Genomic DNA, 15,154 nt, shown 5'->3' with positions numbered 1-15,154 from the left:
CGGCGCTCCGAGCTGCCCCGCCGGCGCGGTGATGGGCCACCGGGGCGGAAAGGGCGAGACTACGGGATGCGCTCTGGCCGTGCTCCGGGTGGGCGGGGGCCTCTGCCGAGCCAAACCAAAATCTGTACGTTGTGTACAGATTGATATTTTCGCCTGCGCACCCCATGGACACCCTCGGCGTCCTGGAGGCCAGGAAGCGCTTCCCCGAACTGCTCGATCGGGCCCATGGGGGCGAGGAGACGCTGATCTCGCGCCACGGCCACCCGGTGGCGGCCCTGGTGCCGCTCTGGCGGCGCCCCCGTCCCCAGCGGCAGGCCCTGATGGCCCTCAAGGGCAGTGGCCGCGCCTGCTGGCCCGATCCGCTCCCGCCGAGCCAACCCGGACCGATCCAGCCCCTGGACAACGCCGCCAGCCTGACCCTCGGCGCGGCCGTGGCCGTCGACGCCACGGTGCTGATTCCCTGGCTGCGCGGCGACGCCTCCAGCCGCCACTCAGAGCACCTGTTCGCCGCGGTCGCCGCCGGCCACTGGCGCGGTGTGCTCAGCATGGCCACCTTGATGACCCTGATGGAAGGGCCCCTGCGCCTGGGGGACGAAGCCCTGGCGGCCCGCTACGAAGCGGTGTTCAGCGATCCCGCGGCCTGGACCCTGGTGAGCCTCACGCCCCAGGTCGCCCTGGCGGCGGCGCGGCTGCAACGGCCAGGTATCCACGCCGCGATGGCGCCCGAAGTGGCCCTGGAGCTGGCCTCGGCCCTGCAGGGGGGCGCCACGGCGATGATCAGCCGGGACCCCCGCCTGCTCGCCGCCTTACCCCTGCCGCCCGGCCACCCCTGCCCTGATGCCGATTCACCTCTACTGGGGCGACGATGAAGCCGCCCGCCAGCGGGCCCTGGCGGACCGGATCGAGGCCCTGGTGGATCCCACCTGGGCCTCAATCAACCTCAGCCGCCTGGACGGGGCCGATTCCCTGCAGGCGGCCCGGGCCCTCGAGGAGGCCCGCACCCCCCCCTTCGGAGCCGGGGCGCGGGTGGTAGTGGTGCAGCGCAGCCCCTTCTGCCAGGCCTGCCCGGCGGAGCTGGCCGCCCAGCTGGAGGCCTCGGTCGCGCTGATCCCGGACGACTGCCACCTGTTCCTGGTCAGCGACGGCAAGCCCGACGCCCGGCTGCGCACCACCAAGCGCCTGCGGACCCTGGCCGAGGAGCAGTCCTTCACCCTGCCGCCGATCTGGGACGGGGCGGGTCAGATCGAACGGGTGGAGAGCGCCGCCCGGGCCCGGGGCCTGACCCTGGCGCCGGCGGCGGCCGAGGCCCTGGCCGAGGCGATCGGCAGCGACGGGATGCGGCTCGCCAGCGAGCTGGAGAAGCTGGCACTCCATGCCGGGGGAGGCGGTGGCGGCAGTGGTGGGCCGATCACCGCCGAGGCGGTGGCTGCCCTGATCGGCGGCCAGGTCACCAGCAGCCTGGCCGTGGGCGACGCCCTGCTCGCCCAGCGCCCCGCCGAGGCCATCGCCCTGGTGGAGGCCCTGCTGGAGGTGGGCGAGCCCGCCCTGCGCATCGTGGCGGCCCTGGCCAGTCAGATCCGGGGCTGGCTCTGGGTGTGCCTGCTGGAGCGCAGCGGCGAACAGGACGTGGCCGTGATCGCCAAAGCCGCAGGGATCGGCAACCCCAAGCGGATCTACGTGATGCGCAAGCAGATCCGCGGCCGCAGCCCCGAGCAACTGCTGGCCCTGCTGCGCCGCCTGCTCGACGTGGAGGCCGCCCTCAAGCGCGGCGCCGACCCCGGCGACGCCTTCCGGGATGGCTTCCTGCTGGCCGCCCTGGCGCAGCCCGGGAGCGCCCCGCGTCGATAATCGGGCCGGATGCGCCGGCAACGCGGGAATGGCCCTGTTGATTCAGAAGTTCGGGGGAACCTCGGTGGCGGACACCGAGCGGATCCGGGCGGTGGCCCGCCGCATCGCCGCCAGCCGCGAGGAGGGCCACGAGCTGGTGGTGGTCGTGTCGGCCATGGGCCACACCACCGACCAGCTGACCGGCATGGCCGCCAGCCTCTGCAGCGATCCCCCCCGCCGGGAGATGGACATGCTGCTGGCCACGGGCGAGCAGGTGTCGATCGCCCTGCTGTCGATGGCCCTCCATGCCGAAGGCGTGCCCGCCGTCTCGATGACCGGCACCCAGGCCGGGATCATCACCGAATCGGCCCATGGCCGGGCCCGGATCCTGGAGGTGCGCACCGAGCGGTTGCGGCGCCTGCTGGAGGACGGTCACGTGGTGGTGGTGGCCGGTTTCCAGGGCACCAGCAGCGGCCACGCCGGCACCCCGGAGATCACCACCCTGGGCCGGGGCGGCTCCGACACCTCGGCGGTGGCCCTGGCGGCCGCCCTCGGTGCCGACGGCTGCGAGATCTACACCGACGTGCCCGGGGTGCTGACCACCGACCCCCGCAAGGTGGGCGACGCCCAGCTGATGGAAAGCGTCAGCTGCGACGAGATGCTGGAACTGGCGAGCCTCGGGGCCGCGGTGCTCCACCCCCGCGCCGTGGAGATCGCCCGCAACTACGGGGTGCCCCTGACGGTGCGCTCCAGCTGGAGCCAGGCCCCCGGCACCCGGCTCACCAGCGGTCCGGCCCGCCCGATCGGCAGTGAGGGGCTGGAGCTGGGCCGGCCCGTGGACGGTGCCGAACTGGAGGCCGACCAGGCGGTGCTGGCCCTTTCCCACGTGCCCGACCGGCCGGGGGTGGCCGCCACCCTGTTCGAGGCCCTGGGTGCCGCCGGCCTCAACGTGGACCTGATCGTCCAGGCGATCCACGAGGGCGCCAGCAACGACATCGCCTTCACCCTGGCGGCGACGGAGATGGAGCGCGCCCGCCAGGTGTGCCAGGAGGTGCTGGCGGCCATGGGGGCCGACGGGGCCCAGCTCTCCGCCGAGGCGGGCATGGCCAAGCTCAGCATCGCCGGTGCCGGCATCCTGGGCCGCCCCGGCGTGGCGGCCCGGCTGTTCGACACCATGGCCCGCCTCGGCATCAACCTGCGCCTGATCGCCACCAGCGAGGTGAAGGTGAGCTGCGTGGTGGATGGCCAGCTGGGGGCCCGGGCCCTGCGGGCCGCCGGGGAGGCCTTCGAGCTCGCCGACCAGCAGCTGCGCCACGATCCGCCCCCCTGCCACCTGGGCGATCCGGCGGTGCGGGGGGTGGCTCTCGACCGCGACCAGGTGCAGGTGTCAGTGCGACGGGTGCCCGACCGGCCCGGGGCCGCCGCGGCCATCTGCCGGGCCCTGGCCGATGCGGGCATCAGCCTCGACGCCATCGTGCAGTCGGAGCGCACCCACGGCGGCCCCGAGGACCGGCGGCGGGACATGAGCTTCACCCTGCGGCGCGACGACCGGCCGGGGGCCGAGCGGGCCCTGGCGCCGATCCTGCGCCAGTGGGACGGCGCCTGCTTCGAGGAGGGCCCCGCCATCGCCAGGGTCAGCGCCGTGGGGGCCGGGATGGCCTGCACCGCCGGCACGGCGGCGCGGATGTTCCGCTCCCTGGCCGACGCAGGCATCAACATCTCCCTGATCGCCACCAGCGAGATCCGCACCAGCTGCGTGGTGGCGGAGGCCGATGGCGTGCGGGCCCTGCAGGCGGTGCACCAGGCCTTCGGCCTCGGCGGCGCCACACGGCACTCGGCCCAGGGGACGGAAGCGCCAGCCTGACCGCGGCTTCCTAGTCTTGGGGCCGCGCCAGGCTCGGGGCATGTTGGTTCGGTTCTGGGGGACCCGCGGTTCGATCGCCAAGCCCGGGCCGGACACCTTCCGCTTCGGTGGCAACACCTCCTGCGTGGAGGTCCGCTCCGACGCCGGCACCCTGCTGGTGATCGACTGCGGCACCGGCGCCCACGGCCTGGGGCAGGCCCTGATGCAGGAGCGCCCCGACGGCATGGAGGGCTCGCTGCTGATCAGCCACACCCACTGGGACCACATCCAGGGCTTTCCCTTCTTCGCCCCCTTCTTCGCCCCTGGGCACACCTGGGACGTCTTCGGTCCCAGCGGCCTCTCGGGCAGCCTGCGCAGCGTGCTCTCCGGCCAGATGCAGCACGCCTACTTCCCGGTCACCCTCGAGCAGTTCGCGGCCACGATCCGCTACCACGACCTGCACGAGGGCACCTTCCGGATCGGGGACGTGACGATCACGACCCATCTGCTCAACCATCCCGCCCTCACCCTGGCCTACCGGCTCCAGGCGGACGGGGCCACGGTGATCTACTGCTGCGACCACGAACCCCACGATCCCGCCCTGGCCAGCGGCGTCGGTCCGCTCTCCGGCCAGGATCTGCACTACGCCGCGTTCATCGAGGGGGCCGACCTGGTGATCCACGACGCCCAGTACACGGCCCTGGAGTTCCCCGCCAAGCTCGGCTGGGGGCACAGCTCGGTGGAGTACGCCGTGCGCCTCTGCGAGGAGGCCGGGGTGGCCCGGCTGGCGCTCACCCACCACGACCCCCTGCGCAACGACGCGACCATCGACCTGATCCTGGCCGGTGTGCGCGCCGATCTGGCCGAGCGGGGCACCCCCCTGGAGGTGTTGGCGGCCGCGGAGGGCCTGGTGCTGCGCACCTCGGCCCGCACCCCGGATGCCGCCAACGGCGCCCCACCGGCCGAAGCGGAGTCCGAGCCGGGGTCGGAGCCCGACCCCGGTGCCCTCAATGGGGATGCCGGAGGCCCTCCGGCCCTGGTCTGGGTGACGGACCGGGATCTGGAGGCGGCCCTGACCACCGCCCTGCGCCTCGAGGGCCTGCCCTTCCATGTGGCCAGCGGCGAAGCCGATCTGACGCGGCGTCTCGAGCGTGACGGGGCCTCCCTGCTGCTGCTGGAGCAGGCGCCCCCCGTGCGCGATGGCCCGGAGCTGGTCCGCAGGCTGCGGGAGTCCCCGGCCACGGCGATGGCCGAGATCCCCGTCGTGATGCTGGCGGCCACGGAGGAGCAGGCCCGCTACGACGATCCCCTGGTCAGCGAGTGGCTGGTGCTGCCCGTCTCCGAGAGCTTCCTGCGGGCCCGGCTGCGGGCCTGGAGCCTGCGCACCCCCTGCCGTTGGGAGCGGGCCCGGCCGCCGCAGGACGAGGAGCGGCGCCTGCGGCGGCTGGCGGAGCTCGGCCTGCTGGACACGGAGCGGGAGGAGCGCTTCGACCGGCTGACCCGGATCGCCGCGGCCGCCTTCGATGTGCCGATCGCCCTGATCAGCCTGATCGATGCCGAGCGGCAGTGGTTCAAGTCCTGCCATGGCCTGGCCACCGGCCAGACCTCCCGCGATCTGGCCTTCTGCGCCCATGCGATCCTCCAGCGCTCGGACCTGCTGGTGGCGGACACCTGGCTCGACGAGCGCTTCGCGGAGAATCCCCTGGTGCTGGGGGAACCCCGGATCCGCTTCTACGCCGGCGCGCCCCTGATCCTCGACGACGGCACCTGCCTGGGCACACTGTGTCTGATCGACACCCGCCCGCGTCAGCTCAGCGGCGCGGAACTCTCCCTGCTCCACGACCTGCGCGACCTGGTGCTTCTGGAGCTGTCCCCCCAGCCATGGCCCTTCGCCGTCCACCACTCCTGAACTGTCTGGCCGGGGTCCTGCTGCTGCCGGCCATGGCCAGCTGCCAGAGCGCGGCCGTCTCCGCCGCGGTGCGCAGCGTGCCGGTGGTGGGTGGCCTCGAGCACCCCTGGGCCGTGGCCTGGCTGCCGGGTGGCGACCTGCTGATCACGGAGCGACCGGGCCGGCTGCGGCTGGTGCGGGGCGGCGTGCTGCAGGCCGAGCCGATCCGCGGCGTGCCGGAGGTGCTGGCCGCCGGCCAGGGGGGCCTGCTGGACGTGGCCGTCCATCCCGACTTCGCCGCTAACCGCTGGATCTACCTCACCTACGCCGCCGGCAGCAGCGAGGCCAACCAGACCCGGCTGGCCCGGGCCCGCTTCGATGGCCGAGCCCTCAGCGATCTGCAGGTGCTTTACGCGGTGCCCCAGCGCAAGAGCGGCGCCCAGCACTTCGGCTCCCGCCTGCTCTGGCTTGCGGATGGCACCCTGCTGCTAGCGATCGGGGACGGGGGCAATCCTCCGATCCAGCTGGAGGGGCAGCTGATCCGCCTCCAGGCCCAGAACCCGGGCAGTGCCCTGGGCAAGGTGCTGCGGCTCAATGCGGACGGCACCCCGGCCCGGGGCAATCCCTTCGCCGGCAAGCCTGGCCCGCTGCCGGGGCTGTGGAGCCTCGGCCACCGCAACATCCAGGGGCTGGCCCTCGATCGCCGCACGGGCAAGGTCTGGGCGAGTGAACATGGCGCCCGCGATGGCGACGAGCTCAATCGGATCGAGGCCGGCGTGAACTACGGCTGGCCGCGGGTGACCCACAGCCGCGAGTACTTCGGCCCGCCGATCGCACCGGCCACCAGCGCCCCGGGCCTGCGGGATCCGGTTCTCGTCTGGACGCCCGCCATCGCCCCCTCCGGCCTGGCGGTCTACGACGGCGATCGCTATCCGGGCTGGCGCGGTGATCTCTTCGCCGGCGGACTGGTGTCGCGGCAGGTGCATCGGCTGCGCCTGGATCCGGAGGGATCGGTGACACCCCAGCAGGAAATTCCGATCGGCGCCCGGGTGCGGGACGTGCGCCAGGGACCGGATGGATTCCTTTATGTGCTCACCGACGGGGCCGGCGATGGCCAGCTGCTGCGCCTGGAACCCATCGGAGCGCCCTGATGTCTGGATTAGGGTTCAATCTCTTTCGAACCATCACCTTTCCCATGGGACGGAGATTCTCATGATCCGACCCGAGGAGATCGCGGAGGGCCTGGCGAAGGGTGAGTTTTTTCTCGAGTATCTGCCGATCCTGTCCCTCCCGGATCTCCGCTGCATCGGAGCCGAAGCCCTGATCCGCTGGCGGCGGGCCGATGGCTCTCTGGTGATGCCCGGGGAGTTCATCCCGTCCCTCGAGTCCACCCCCGCCTCGGGTGTGCTCACCTACTGGGTGATCGAGACCGCGGCGGCGGAACTGAAGGACTGGTTACGGCGCCATGCCGACGTGCATCTCAGTCTCAACGTTCCACCGGAGATCACCGGACGGGGCGGGGTCTATTACGCCGCGATGAAATCCGGCCTGGCCGACATGATTCCCCAGCTGATTCTGGAGGTCACCGAGCGGGGGCTTCCCGATGCCCTGGGCCTGGCGGGCATGTTCCAGGCCCAGCAACTCGGCATCAAGATGGCGCTCGATGACGTCAGCCTGCTGCGGGGCGCCAATCTCGCCATCCTCAGCCGTTGCCCGTTCGACATCATCAAGGTGGACCGCGAGATGCTGGCCATGATCACCCCGGAGACGCCCAGTCCTGAGTGGCTGGAGGGACTCACCGCCCTGATCCGCTCGTCCCGGCTGATGGTCATCGCCGAAGGGGTCGAGACGGCCCAGCAACTCCAGGTGCTGATGCAGGCGGGGGTGCAGGCCGCCCAGGGCTTCCACCTGTCCCCTCCCGTCTCCGCCGCCGACCTGATCGCCTTCCATCAGCGAACCAATGGTCCGGAGGACGCCGACGGGGACCTCCAGCCGTGAAGTAGGAAGGACGACATTCACGCAAGAATCCCATGGCCCGGCGCGCCGCCACCTCCTTTCTGAGCGACTTCAAGGCGTTCATCAACAAGGGCAATGTGGTCGATCTTGCGGTGGCCGTCGTCATCGGTGGTGCCTTCGGCAAGGTGGTGGATGCCATCGTCAGCCTGGTGATGACCAACCTGCTGGAGCCGGCCCTGAAGGCGGCGCAGGTGGATTCGATCAGTGCCTGGCCCGCCGGCACGGTGATCGTGGCCCTGATCAACTTCCTGGTGATCGCCTTCGTGGTGTTCCTGATCGTGCGGGCCATCGAGGCGATGAAACGCCAGGAGGAGATCAAGGCCGCCGATGCCGGGCCCGATCCCCAGGCCGAACTGGCGGCCGCCGCCAACCGCCTGGCCGAAGCCCTGGATCGGCGGGCGCTCTAGGGCGCCGCGGCGGCGGGGGCCCTAGGCGGCGGGTCGTCCCACCAGCTTGTGGCGCAGATTCTTGATCCGGTCGCGCAGGTTGGCGGCCTCCTCGAACTCCAGGCCCTTCGCCGCCGCCTTCATCTTCTCCTCCAGCTGGGTGATCAGCTCGGGCAGGGCATCGAGGGGCACCTCGTTCTGCTCGGCCTGCTCGGCCGCCACCTCCAGCTGGTCGTCGGTGAGCCGGCGGGAGAGCTCCAGGAAGGAGAGGATCGCGTTGCCCGCCCGCTTGCCGGCGGGGGTGGGGGTGATGCCGTGGCGCTCGTTGTAGGCGTGCTGGATCACCCGGCGCCGCTCCGTCTCGGAAATCGCCTTGGCCATCGAGTCGGTGAGGTTGTCGGCATAGAGGAGGGCCACCCCATCGATGTGGCGGGCTGCCCGGCCGATGGTCTGGATGAGGGAGCGCTCCGCCCGCAGGAAGCCCTCCTTGTCAGCGTCGAGGATCGCCACCAGGGACACTTCGGGCAGGTCGAGGCCCTCCCGCAGCAGGTTGACGCCCACGAGCACGTCGTAGGCGCCGTTGCGCAGATCCTGAATGATCTCGATCCTCTCGATCGAGTGGATCTCGGAGTGCAGATAGCGCACCCGCACCCCGTTCTCGGACAGGTAGTCGGTGAGGTCCTCCGCCATGCGCTTGGTGAGGGTGGTGACCAGCACCCGCTCCTGGCGGTCGGCCCGCAGGCGGATCTCCCCGAGCAGGTCGTCCACCTGACCCTCCGAGGGGCGCACCTCCACGATCGGATCGAGCACGCCGGTGGGGCGGATCACCTGCTCCACCACCTGGCCCTTGCTCTGGGCCAGCTCCCAGGCGCCGGGGGTGGCCGAAACGAAGATGGTCTGCCGCGCCTTCTGCCAGAACTCGTCCCCCTTCAGGGGCCGGTTGTCGGCGGCGCTGGGCAGCCGGAAGCCGTGCTCGATCAGCACCTGCTTGCGGCTCTGGTCGCCGTTGTACATGGCCTGCAGCTGGGAGCAGGTCACGTGGCTCTCATCCACCACCAGCAGCCAGTCGTCCGGGAAGTAGTCGATCAGGCATTCGGGCGGGGTGCCGGCCTCCCGACCGGCCAAGTGCCGGGCGTAGTTCTCCACCCCGTTGCAGTAACCCACCTGCTCCAGCATCTCCAGGTCGTAGGTGGTGCGCTGCTCGAGACGCTGGGCCTCCAGCAGCCGCCCCTGACCGTTGAGCACCTCCAGCCGTTCGCGCAGTTCGGCCCGGATCGCCTGGATCGCCCCCTGCAGCCGCTCCTTGGGGGTGACGAAGTGCTTGGCCGGGTAGATGTTGATCGTTTCCAGGCTCTGGAGGATCTCGCCGGTGGTGGGATCGACGTAGCGGATCGCCTCCACCTCATCACCGAACAGCTCGATCCGCACCAGGCGGTCTTCGTAGGCCGGACCGATCTCCAGCACATCGCCCCGCACCCGGAAGCGGCCGCGGCTGATCTCGATGTCGTTGCGGGAGTACTGGTTGTTGACCAGATCCCGCAGGGAGCCGCGCAGGTCGAGCTTGTCGCCCACCTGAAACTTCACGGCGGCCTTGAGGTATTCCGAAGGGATGCCGAGGCCGTAGATGCAGCTGATCGAGGCGACGACGATCACATCCCGCCGCTCGAACAGGGAGCGGGTGGCCGAGTGCCGCAGCATGTCGATCTCCTCGTTGATCGAGGCGGTCTTGGCGATGTAGGTGTCCGAGACGGGAACGTAGGCCTCGGGCTGGTAATAGTCGTAGTAGGAGATGAAGTATTCGACGGCATTGTTGGGGAAGAATTCCCGCAGCTCGTTGCAGAGCTGGGCCGCCAGGGTCTTGTTGTGGGCCAGCACCAGGGTGGGGCGCCCCGTGCGGGCGATCACGTTGGCGATGGAGAAGGTCTTGCCGGTGCCGGTGGCACCGAGGAGGGTCTGGAAGCGTTCGCCACCGTCAACCCCCTTCACCATCGCTTCGATGGCGGTGGGTTGGTCTCCCTTCGGTTCGTAGGGGGCGTGAAGCTGGAAGGACATCGAGCCATTCTGGCGTCCACCCGAGGGGAACGCCCCGTGCGGGAAAACCGGTCAGCCCAGGCCGGAAGACGCCGCCATCGCCCGGGTCAGGGGCACATCCAGGCCCATCCAGCCCAGCACCAGGCTGCTCAGCACGCTGTAGGCCAGGGCCCCGAGGATGGCGCTGATCAGGCCGTTATGGAGCCGGAACCCCTTGATCAGCCAGGCGGCCAGGCTGAACAGGATGATCGTGATCAGCCAGTTGAACAGGAAGGACACCGGGCTGATCAGGCCCCCCAGGGAGGAGACGAACCAGACCGGCCCCAGCAGGAGCTTCAGGGGGACGACCAGCAGGGTGCCCAGCAGGGCAATGACGATGGCCGACAGGAGGGCGGCGGAAAAGCTCGCCAACTCCACTCCCAGGGGCAGTCGCGCCACCAGCAGCAGAATGAGGGCCCGGATCGGCCATTGCAGGAGCCAGGTGAGCGAGCCCATGGGAAGCGATGCCGCAACCCTTTCACCTTACTGAGGCTGTTCGCTTTGAACCACCGCTGCCAAAGGCATCGCCTCCCGCAGGGCACGCACCACCGCCACCATGGCGAGCTCATCGTCGAGGCGGTTGACGGCGGAGCCCACACCGACTCCGGCGGCACCGGCGGCCAGGGCCATCGGCACCGTGACGGCCGAGAGGCCGGAAGCACACAGCACCGGCACAGCCACCGCCCGGCTGATGGCATGGGCCGCCGCCAGGGTCGGGGCGGCCTTCTCGATCAGGCCCAGGGCACCGGCGCTGAGGGGGCGGGCACTGGTCCCGCCCTCGGTCTGGATCAGATCGGCGCCGGCGGCCACCAGCTCCACCGCCAGCCGCTCCTGCTCGTCGAGGGGAAGGGTGTGGGGCACGGTGACCGAGAGCACCGTCGCGGGCAGCAGCGCCCGGGTGCGGCGGGTGAGCGCGAGCACTTCGTCGGCCCCGAAGACCCGACCCTGGGGATAGAAGCTGTCGTAGTTGCCGATCTCCACCATGGCGGCACCGGCCTCGACGGCGGGCGGGAACAGGGTGGGATCCACGGCCGAGACACAGACCGGCAGACCCGGTGCGAGCGCCACGGCCAGGCGGACCAGGGTGGGGTCGCAGGCCAGATCCACCAGGTCGGCGCCGCCGGCGGCGGCGGCCCGCACCACCCGCTGCACCCGGGCCGCGTCGAAGTTGTCGAGGCCGGCGATGACCTTCAGCGCCCGCCCCTGACGGATCGCCTGCTGCAGGGCGGTGGGCAGGCTGGAGAGGCGGGTCATCGGCGGACGGAAGGACGCATGCCGTGATTCTCCCACCCGACCCCAGCCAGGGCCGGCGACCCTGGGGACGCGACCAGGCACGCCTGCACCGGCACCTGCTGCGGCAGCCCACCCTGCTGCCGGCGGGGGGGTCGCTGCTGGTGGCCGTGTCCGGCGGCCAGGACTCCATGGCCCTGGCCACCCTCCTGCTGGACCTCCAGCCCCTGCACGGCTGGCAGCTGCAGCTGTGGCACGGCGATCACGGCTGGCGCCCCGAGGCGGCCCGCCAGGCCGGGCAACTGACCCTCTGGGTGCGGAGCCAGGGACTGGACCTGAGGCTCGACCGGGCCGATCCGGTGCCCGGCAGCGAGGCTGCGGCCCGGGACTGGCGCTACGGCTGCCTGGCCGCGGCGGCCCTGCAGGGGCGCTGCACCCATGTGGTGACGGGCCACACCGCCAGCGACCGGGCCGAGACCGTGCTGCTCAACCTGGCCCGCGGCAGCCACCTGCGGGGCCTGGCCAGCCTGGGAGCCAGCCGGCCCCTGGCCCCGGCCGCCGGCCCCCTGCAGCTGGCCCGCCCGCTGCTGATCTTCGACCGCAGCGACACCGGCCGCCTCTGCCGGGAGCGGGGCCTGCCCGTCTGGACGGACAGCAGCAACGCGGATCTGCGCTTCGCCCGCAACCGGCTGCGCGCCGACGTGATGCCGGTGCTGGAGTCCCTCCATCCCGGGGCCAGTCGGCGGATCAGTGCCCAGGCGGAGCGCCTGGAGGCGCAATTCGAGGCCGAGACGGAACTGCTGGACCTGGCCCTGGCGGGCCTGCAGCAGGGAGAGCCCACCGGTCCGTTACCGCGACGACGGCTGGCCAGCCTGGCCCCGGCCAGCCAACGACGGCTGCTGCACCACTGGCTACGGCGTCACCTGGGGCGAGATCCGGGAGCCAGGAGCCTCGAAACCCTGGTGGACCGGCTGGTCCGCGGGCGGAATCCGGGCCGGCTCGATCTGGCCGGAGGATGGCAGCTGCACTGGGATCACAGCACACTGTGGGTCCGCCCACCCGACCCGCTCCATGGCTGAGACCAGCGCCAACGACGCCGCCCAGCGCTATGCGGTGATCGAGCAGGCCTACTCCAGGGAGAAGTGGGCCACGGTGCTGGGCGACGGGGAGGCGCTGCTCAAGCAGCTGCGCCCATCGGACAACCCCCAGCTCACCGGGCTGAAGCTGCGGCTGCAGCTGCTGCTGGGTCACACCCAGCTCTACGGCTACGGGGATAAGGCCGCCGCCGCCGGGTACTACGGGTCGGTGGCGGAGCTGAGCAGCGAGGCCGCCCTCACCAGGATCGCCGAGCAGGGGTTGAAACAATGCGCCATCGATGCCGCCGCCGCCGGCCCGACCATGGGAGACGCTGCGGCCAAGACCATGGCGCCTGCCCCCGGTTTCCTCTCCGAGGGCGCCGCTAGCCCAGCGTTTCCAGGCCCGGTCACCGCTCAGTCGGTCGCCGGGCCGGCGGCCCCCTGGCTGACCACGACGTCGGCCGCAGCAGCCCCCGCCGGCGATCTGGAACCGGCACCCAGCAAGGACGGCCCGAGTGCGACGTCGTCCGCGGCGCCGGCGGCCCCGTGGAGCGAGCCTTCACTGATCCCGGAGGTGGTGGAGGAGCCCGAACTGATCGAGCTGCACCAGGCGGATCCCGCCCTGGCCGACGACGTGGAACTGAGCTGGCAGGAGTCCACCCGCACCGCGGCGGCGCCGATGGACAAGGAGGACGAGGAGCTGCTCAGCGGCCTGATGCTGGTCAGGGTCCGCTGAGCCTGCCCCCGGGCGATCAGCCCGCCGCCGCGGCCGAGCGACGGCGGCGGACGCGACCGGTGGGTTCCGGCTCTTCAACGGGGGCCTTGCTGGCCGCCGCGACGGGAGCCGGCGCTGCGACGGTGGCCGTGGCCGCCGCCGGGGCTGCGGCCGCTGTGGTCACCAGCTGACGCTGGGGCACGGCGGCGGGCGCCTGGCGGCCACCCCCATCCCTGCGGCCGCCGCGGGGTGCCGGACGGGTGTCCGGTTCAGCATCGGCGCGGCCCTTGTAGGCCGGGGTGCCGGCGGGGGCGGGCTGCACCAGACAGATGATCAGCGGATCCACCTGCAGCTCGCGGCGCAGGCGGCGCTGCAGGCCCACCTCCACCTCCCGCTGCACGCCCACCCAGTCGACATCGGGGGCCTTGCCACCGGTGTTGCGGGCCAGCTGGCTCCAGCGGTTCTCCAGCACCCAGGTGATCTCCCGCTCGGCCCAGACCGAGAGCTTGCGGGCATCGGCGGCGGTGACCACACCGCGCAGGTTCACCCGCGGCGGCGCGGCCATCACGCCGTCGGTGGTGATCACCGCCAGCAGGGTGATGACACCGTCCTCCGCCAGCTGCTGGCGTTCCTTGAGCACCCGGGCATCGACGATGCCGTTGCGGGAGGCGTCGAGCAGTTCGATGCCGGCCTTCACCGGCTCACCCTTGTGGATGGTGTCGGGGGTGAGTTCGACCACGTCGCCGTTATCGATGATCAGAATGTGGTCGGCCGGCACCCCCATCGACTGGGCCGTCTTGGAATGGCACACGAGCATGCGGTGCTCACCGTGCACGGGTACGAAGAATTTCGGCTTGGCCAGCGCGAGCATCAGTTTGTGGTCCTCCTGGCAGCCGTGGCCGGAGACGTGGATGCCCTCGCCCTTGCCATAGACAACCTTGGCCCCCATCATCATCAGCCGGTCGATGGTGTTGACCACCGAGATGGTGTTGCCGGGGATCGGGCTGGCCGAGAAGATGATCGTGTCGGTGGACTTCACCTGCACCTGAGGGTGCTCGCCGCGGGAGATGCGACTGAGGGCCGCCAGAGGTTCGCCCTGGCTGCCGGTCATGAGGAGCAGGGTTTCGCGGTCGGGCAGGTCACGGATCTGCTTGATCGGCACGAACAGATCATCGGGGGCACGCATGTAGCCAAGCTCCCGGGCCTTGGCGATCACGTTGAGCATCGAGCGGCCCAGCAGCCCCACCTTGCGGCCGTTCTTCATCGCCAGCTCCAGAATCATCGAGACGCGATGAATCGAGCTGGCGAAGGTGGTGATGATCACCCGGCCGTCAGCCTGGCTGATGTGGCGATCCAGGTTCGGGAATACAGCCCTCTCCGGCGGCGTGAAGCCAGGGATCTCGGCGTTGGTGGAATCGCTGAACAGGCACAGCACGCCCTGCTCGCCGTAGTGGGCCAGCCGTTGGAGGTCGAAGGCCTCACCATCGACGGGGGTGTGGTCGAACTTGAAGTCACCGGTGAAGATGACAACGCCGACGGGAGTGGTGATGGCCAGCGTGAAGCTGTCGGCCATCGAGTGGGTGTTGCGGATGAACTCCACCTTGAAGTGCTGGCCCACATGCACCACATCCCGCGGGCCCACCGTCTGGATGGTGGTGCGGTCGGTGACGCCTGCCTCCTCCATCTTCCCCTGCAGCATCGACATGGCCAGCCGGGGGCCGTAGATGATGGGGATGTTGAAGTTCTTGAGGTGGTGCGGGATGCCGCCGATGTGATCTTCGTGGCCGTGGGTGACAACCATGCCGCGGATGCGCTTCTGGTTCTCGCGCAGATAGCTGGTGTCGGGCATCACCACATTGACGCCATGCATGCCATCGCTGGGGAACGCGAGACCGGCATCGACGAGCATCAGCTCATCGCCGTATTCAAAGACGCAGGTGTTCTTGCCGATCTCGTGCAGGCCGCCCAGGGGGATGACGCGCAGGCCCTGGTGCTTGGCTTTGGCGCCGTTGCCGGAGCGGACGATGGGATTGACGTTCTGACTGGACATGTAGTTAGGGACTCAGGGGTGGCGATGGAAATGAAGGTGAAGCGGAAGCGGAG

13 protein-coding genes are annotated in these 15,154 nt (G+C 70.8%); 9 read left to right on the top strand and 4 right to left on the bottom strand.

What is annotated here, in order from left to right:
- The first annotated feature begins 164 nt into the window (after positions 1–164).
- The 7 genes from VB738_RS03155 to mscL all read left to right on the top strand — a co-directional run bounded on the left by VB738_RS03155 (position 165) and on the right by mscL (position 7,981).
- Entirely contained in the window at positions 165–869 is a 705-nt protein-coding gene (locus VB738_RS03155; RefSeq protein WP_323304342.1) for a type II toxin-antitoxin system prevent-host-death family antitoxin, read from the top strand.
- Positions 838–1,848, top strand: a complete 1,011-nt coding sequence (gene holA / locus VB738_RS03150; protein ID WP_323304341.1) for a DNA polymerase III subunit delta — start codon at positions 838–840, stop codon at positions 1,846–1,848. The genes VB738_RS03155 and holA overlap by 32 nt, the downstream gene beginning before the upstream one ends.
- 28 nt (positions 1,849–1,876) lie before the next feature.
- Positions 1,877–3,691 (top strand): aspartate kinase, encoded by a 1,815-nt coding sequence (locus VB738_RS03145; RefSeq protein WP_323304340.1) that lies wholly within the window; start codon positions 1,877–1,879, stop codon positions 3,689–3,691.
- A 40-nt stretch (positions 3,692–3,731) separates the two neighbouring features.
- Entirely contained in the window at positions 3,732–5,579 is a 1,848-nt protein-coding gene (locus VB738_RS03140; protein WP_323304339.1) for an MBL fold metallo-hydrolase, read from the top strand.
- 32 nt (positions 5,580–5,611) lie between these two features.
- The gene (locus VB738_RS03135) at positions 5,612–6,709 is read left to right on the top strand and encodes a PQQ-dependent sugar dehydrogenase (RefSeq protein WP_323304405.1); all 1,098 of its coding nucleotides are present in this window, start codon (positions 5,612–5,614) and stop codon (positions 6,707–6,709) included.
- Positions 6,710–6,770: 61 nt separating this feature from the next.
- Positions 6,771–7,556: an EAL domain-containing protein gene (locus VB738_RS03130; protein WP_323304338.1), complete on the top strand. Its 786-nt coding sequence runs from the start codon at positions 6,771–6,773 to the stop codon at positions 7,554–7,556.
- Positions 7,557–7,588: 32 nt separating this feature from the next.
- The gene (gene mscL, locus VB738_RS03125) at positions 7,589–7,981 is read left to right on the top strand and encodes a large conductance mechanosensitive channel protein MscL (protein ID WP_094584232.1); all 393 of its coding nucleotides are present in this window, start codon (positions 7,589–7,591) and stop codon (positions 7,979–7,981) included.
- A gap of 21 nt (positions 7,982–8,002) precedes the next feature.
- Here mscL and uvrB read toward each other — a convergent pair whose 3' ends face one another.
- Genes uvrB through VB738_RS03110 form a run of 3 tightly spaced genes read right to left on the bottom strand, consistent with a single transcriptional unit; the run spans position 8,003 to position 11,284 of the window.
- On the bottom strand, positions 8,003–10,012 hold the full coding sequence (uvrB, locus tag VB738_RS03120) for an excinuclease ABC subunit UvrB (RefSeq protein WP_323304337.1): 2,010 nt from the start codon (positions 10,010–10,012) through the stop codon (positions 8,003–8,005).
- A 51-nt stretch (positions 10,013–10,063) separates the two neighbouring features.
- Entirely contained in the window at positions 10,064–10,486 is a 423-nt protein-coding gene (locus VB738_RS03115) for a phage holin family protein (RefSeq protein WP_323304336.1), read from the bottom strand.
- 27 nt (positions 10,487–10,513) lie between these two features.
- Positions 10,514–11,284, bottom strand: a complete 771-nt coding sequence (locus tag VB738_RS03110) for a DUF561 domain-containing protein (RefSeq protein ID WP_323304335.1) — start codon at positions 11,282–11,284, stop codon at positions 10,514–10,516.
- A gap of 23 nt (positions 11,285–11,307) precedes the next feature.
- On the opposite strand from VB738_RS03110, the gene tilS reads away from it, so the two are divergent.
- Both tilS and VB738_RS03100 read left to right on the top strand, forming a co-directional pair.
- Positions 11,308–12,339 carry a tRNA lysidine(34) synthetase TilS gene (gene tilS / locus VB738_RS03105; protein ID WP_323304334.1) on the top strand — a complete coding sequence of 344 codons (1,032 nt, stop codon included), beginning with the start codon at positions 11,308–11,310 and terminating at the stop codon, positions 12,337–12,339.
- Entirely contained in the window at positions 12,332–13,072 is a 741-nt protein-coding gene (locus VB738_RS03100) for a hypothetical protein (RefSeq protein WP_323304333.1), read from the top strand. Before tilS ends, VB738_RS03100 begins: the two co-directional genes overlap by 8 nt.
- A 16-nt stretch (positions 13,073–13,088) precedes the next feature.
- Here the strand turns inward: VB738_RS03100 and VB738_RS03095 are convergent, their stop codons facing one another.
- On the bottom strand, positions 13,089–15,101 hold the full coding sequence (locus tag VB738_RS03095; RefSeq protein WP_323304332.1) for a ribonuclease J: 2,013 nt from the start codon (positions 15,099–15,101) through the stop codon (positions 13,089–13,091).
- Positions 15,102–15,154 lie beyond the last annotated feature (53 nt).

This window comes from Cyanobium gracile UHCC 0139 (assembly GCF_034931325.1).
GTDB lineage: Bacteria > Cyanobacteriota > Cyanobacteriia > PCC-6307 > Cyanobiaceae > Cyanobium > Cyanobium gracile_B.
Note: the sequence above shows the minus strand (reverse complement) of the source record. Positions and strands in the feature narration are given on the sequence as shown.

Coding starts and splice junctions, on each gene's coding strand:
- VB738_RS03155 (WP_323304342.1), top strand. CDS start 165: ATGGACACCCTCGGCGTCCTGGAGGCCAGGAAGCGCTTCCCCGAACTG.
- holA (WP_323304341.1), top strand. CDS start 838: ATGCCGATTCACCTCTACTGGGGCGACGATGAAGCCGCCCGCCAGCGG.
- VB738_RS03145 (WP_323304340.1), top strand. CDS start 1,877: ATGGCCCTGTTGATTCAGAAGTTCGGGGGAACCTCGGTGGCGGACACC.
- VB738_RS03140 (WP_323304339.1), top strand. CDS start 3,732: ATGTTGGTTCGGTTCTGGGGGACCCGCGGTTCGATCGCCAAGCCCGGG.
- VB738_RS03135 (WP_323304405.1), top strand. CDS start 5,612: ATGGCCAGCTGCCAGAGCGCGGCCGTCTCCGCCGCGGTGCGCAGCGTG.
- VB738_RS03130 (WP_323304338.1), top strand. CDS start 6,771: ATGATCCGACCCGAGGAGATCGCGGAGGGCCTGGCGAAGGGTGAGTTT.
- mscL (WP_094584232.1), top strand. CDS start 7,589: ATGGCCCGGCGCGCCGCCACCTCCTTTCTGAGCGACTTCAAGGCGTTC.
- uvrB (WP_323304337.1), bottom strand. CDS start 10,012: ATGTCCTTCCAGCTTCACGCCCCCTACGAACCGAAGGGAGACCAACCC.
- VB738_RS03115 (WP_323304336.1), bottom strand. CDS start 10,486: ATGGGCTCGCTCACCTGGCTCCTGCAATGGCCGATCCGGGCCCTCATT.
- VB738_RS03110 (WP_323304335.1), bottom strand. CDS start 11,284: ATGACCCGCCTCTCCAGCCTGCCCACCGCCCTGCAGCAGGCGATCCGT.
- VB738_RS03100 (WP_323304333.1), top strand. CDS start 12,332: ATGGCTGAGACCAGCGCCAACGACGCCGCCCAGCGCTATGCGGTGATC.
- VB738_RS03095 (WP_323304332.1), bottom strand. CDS start 15,101: ATGTCCAGTCAGAACGTCAATCCCATCGTCCGCTCCGGCAACGGCGCC.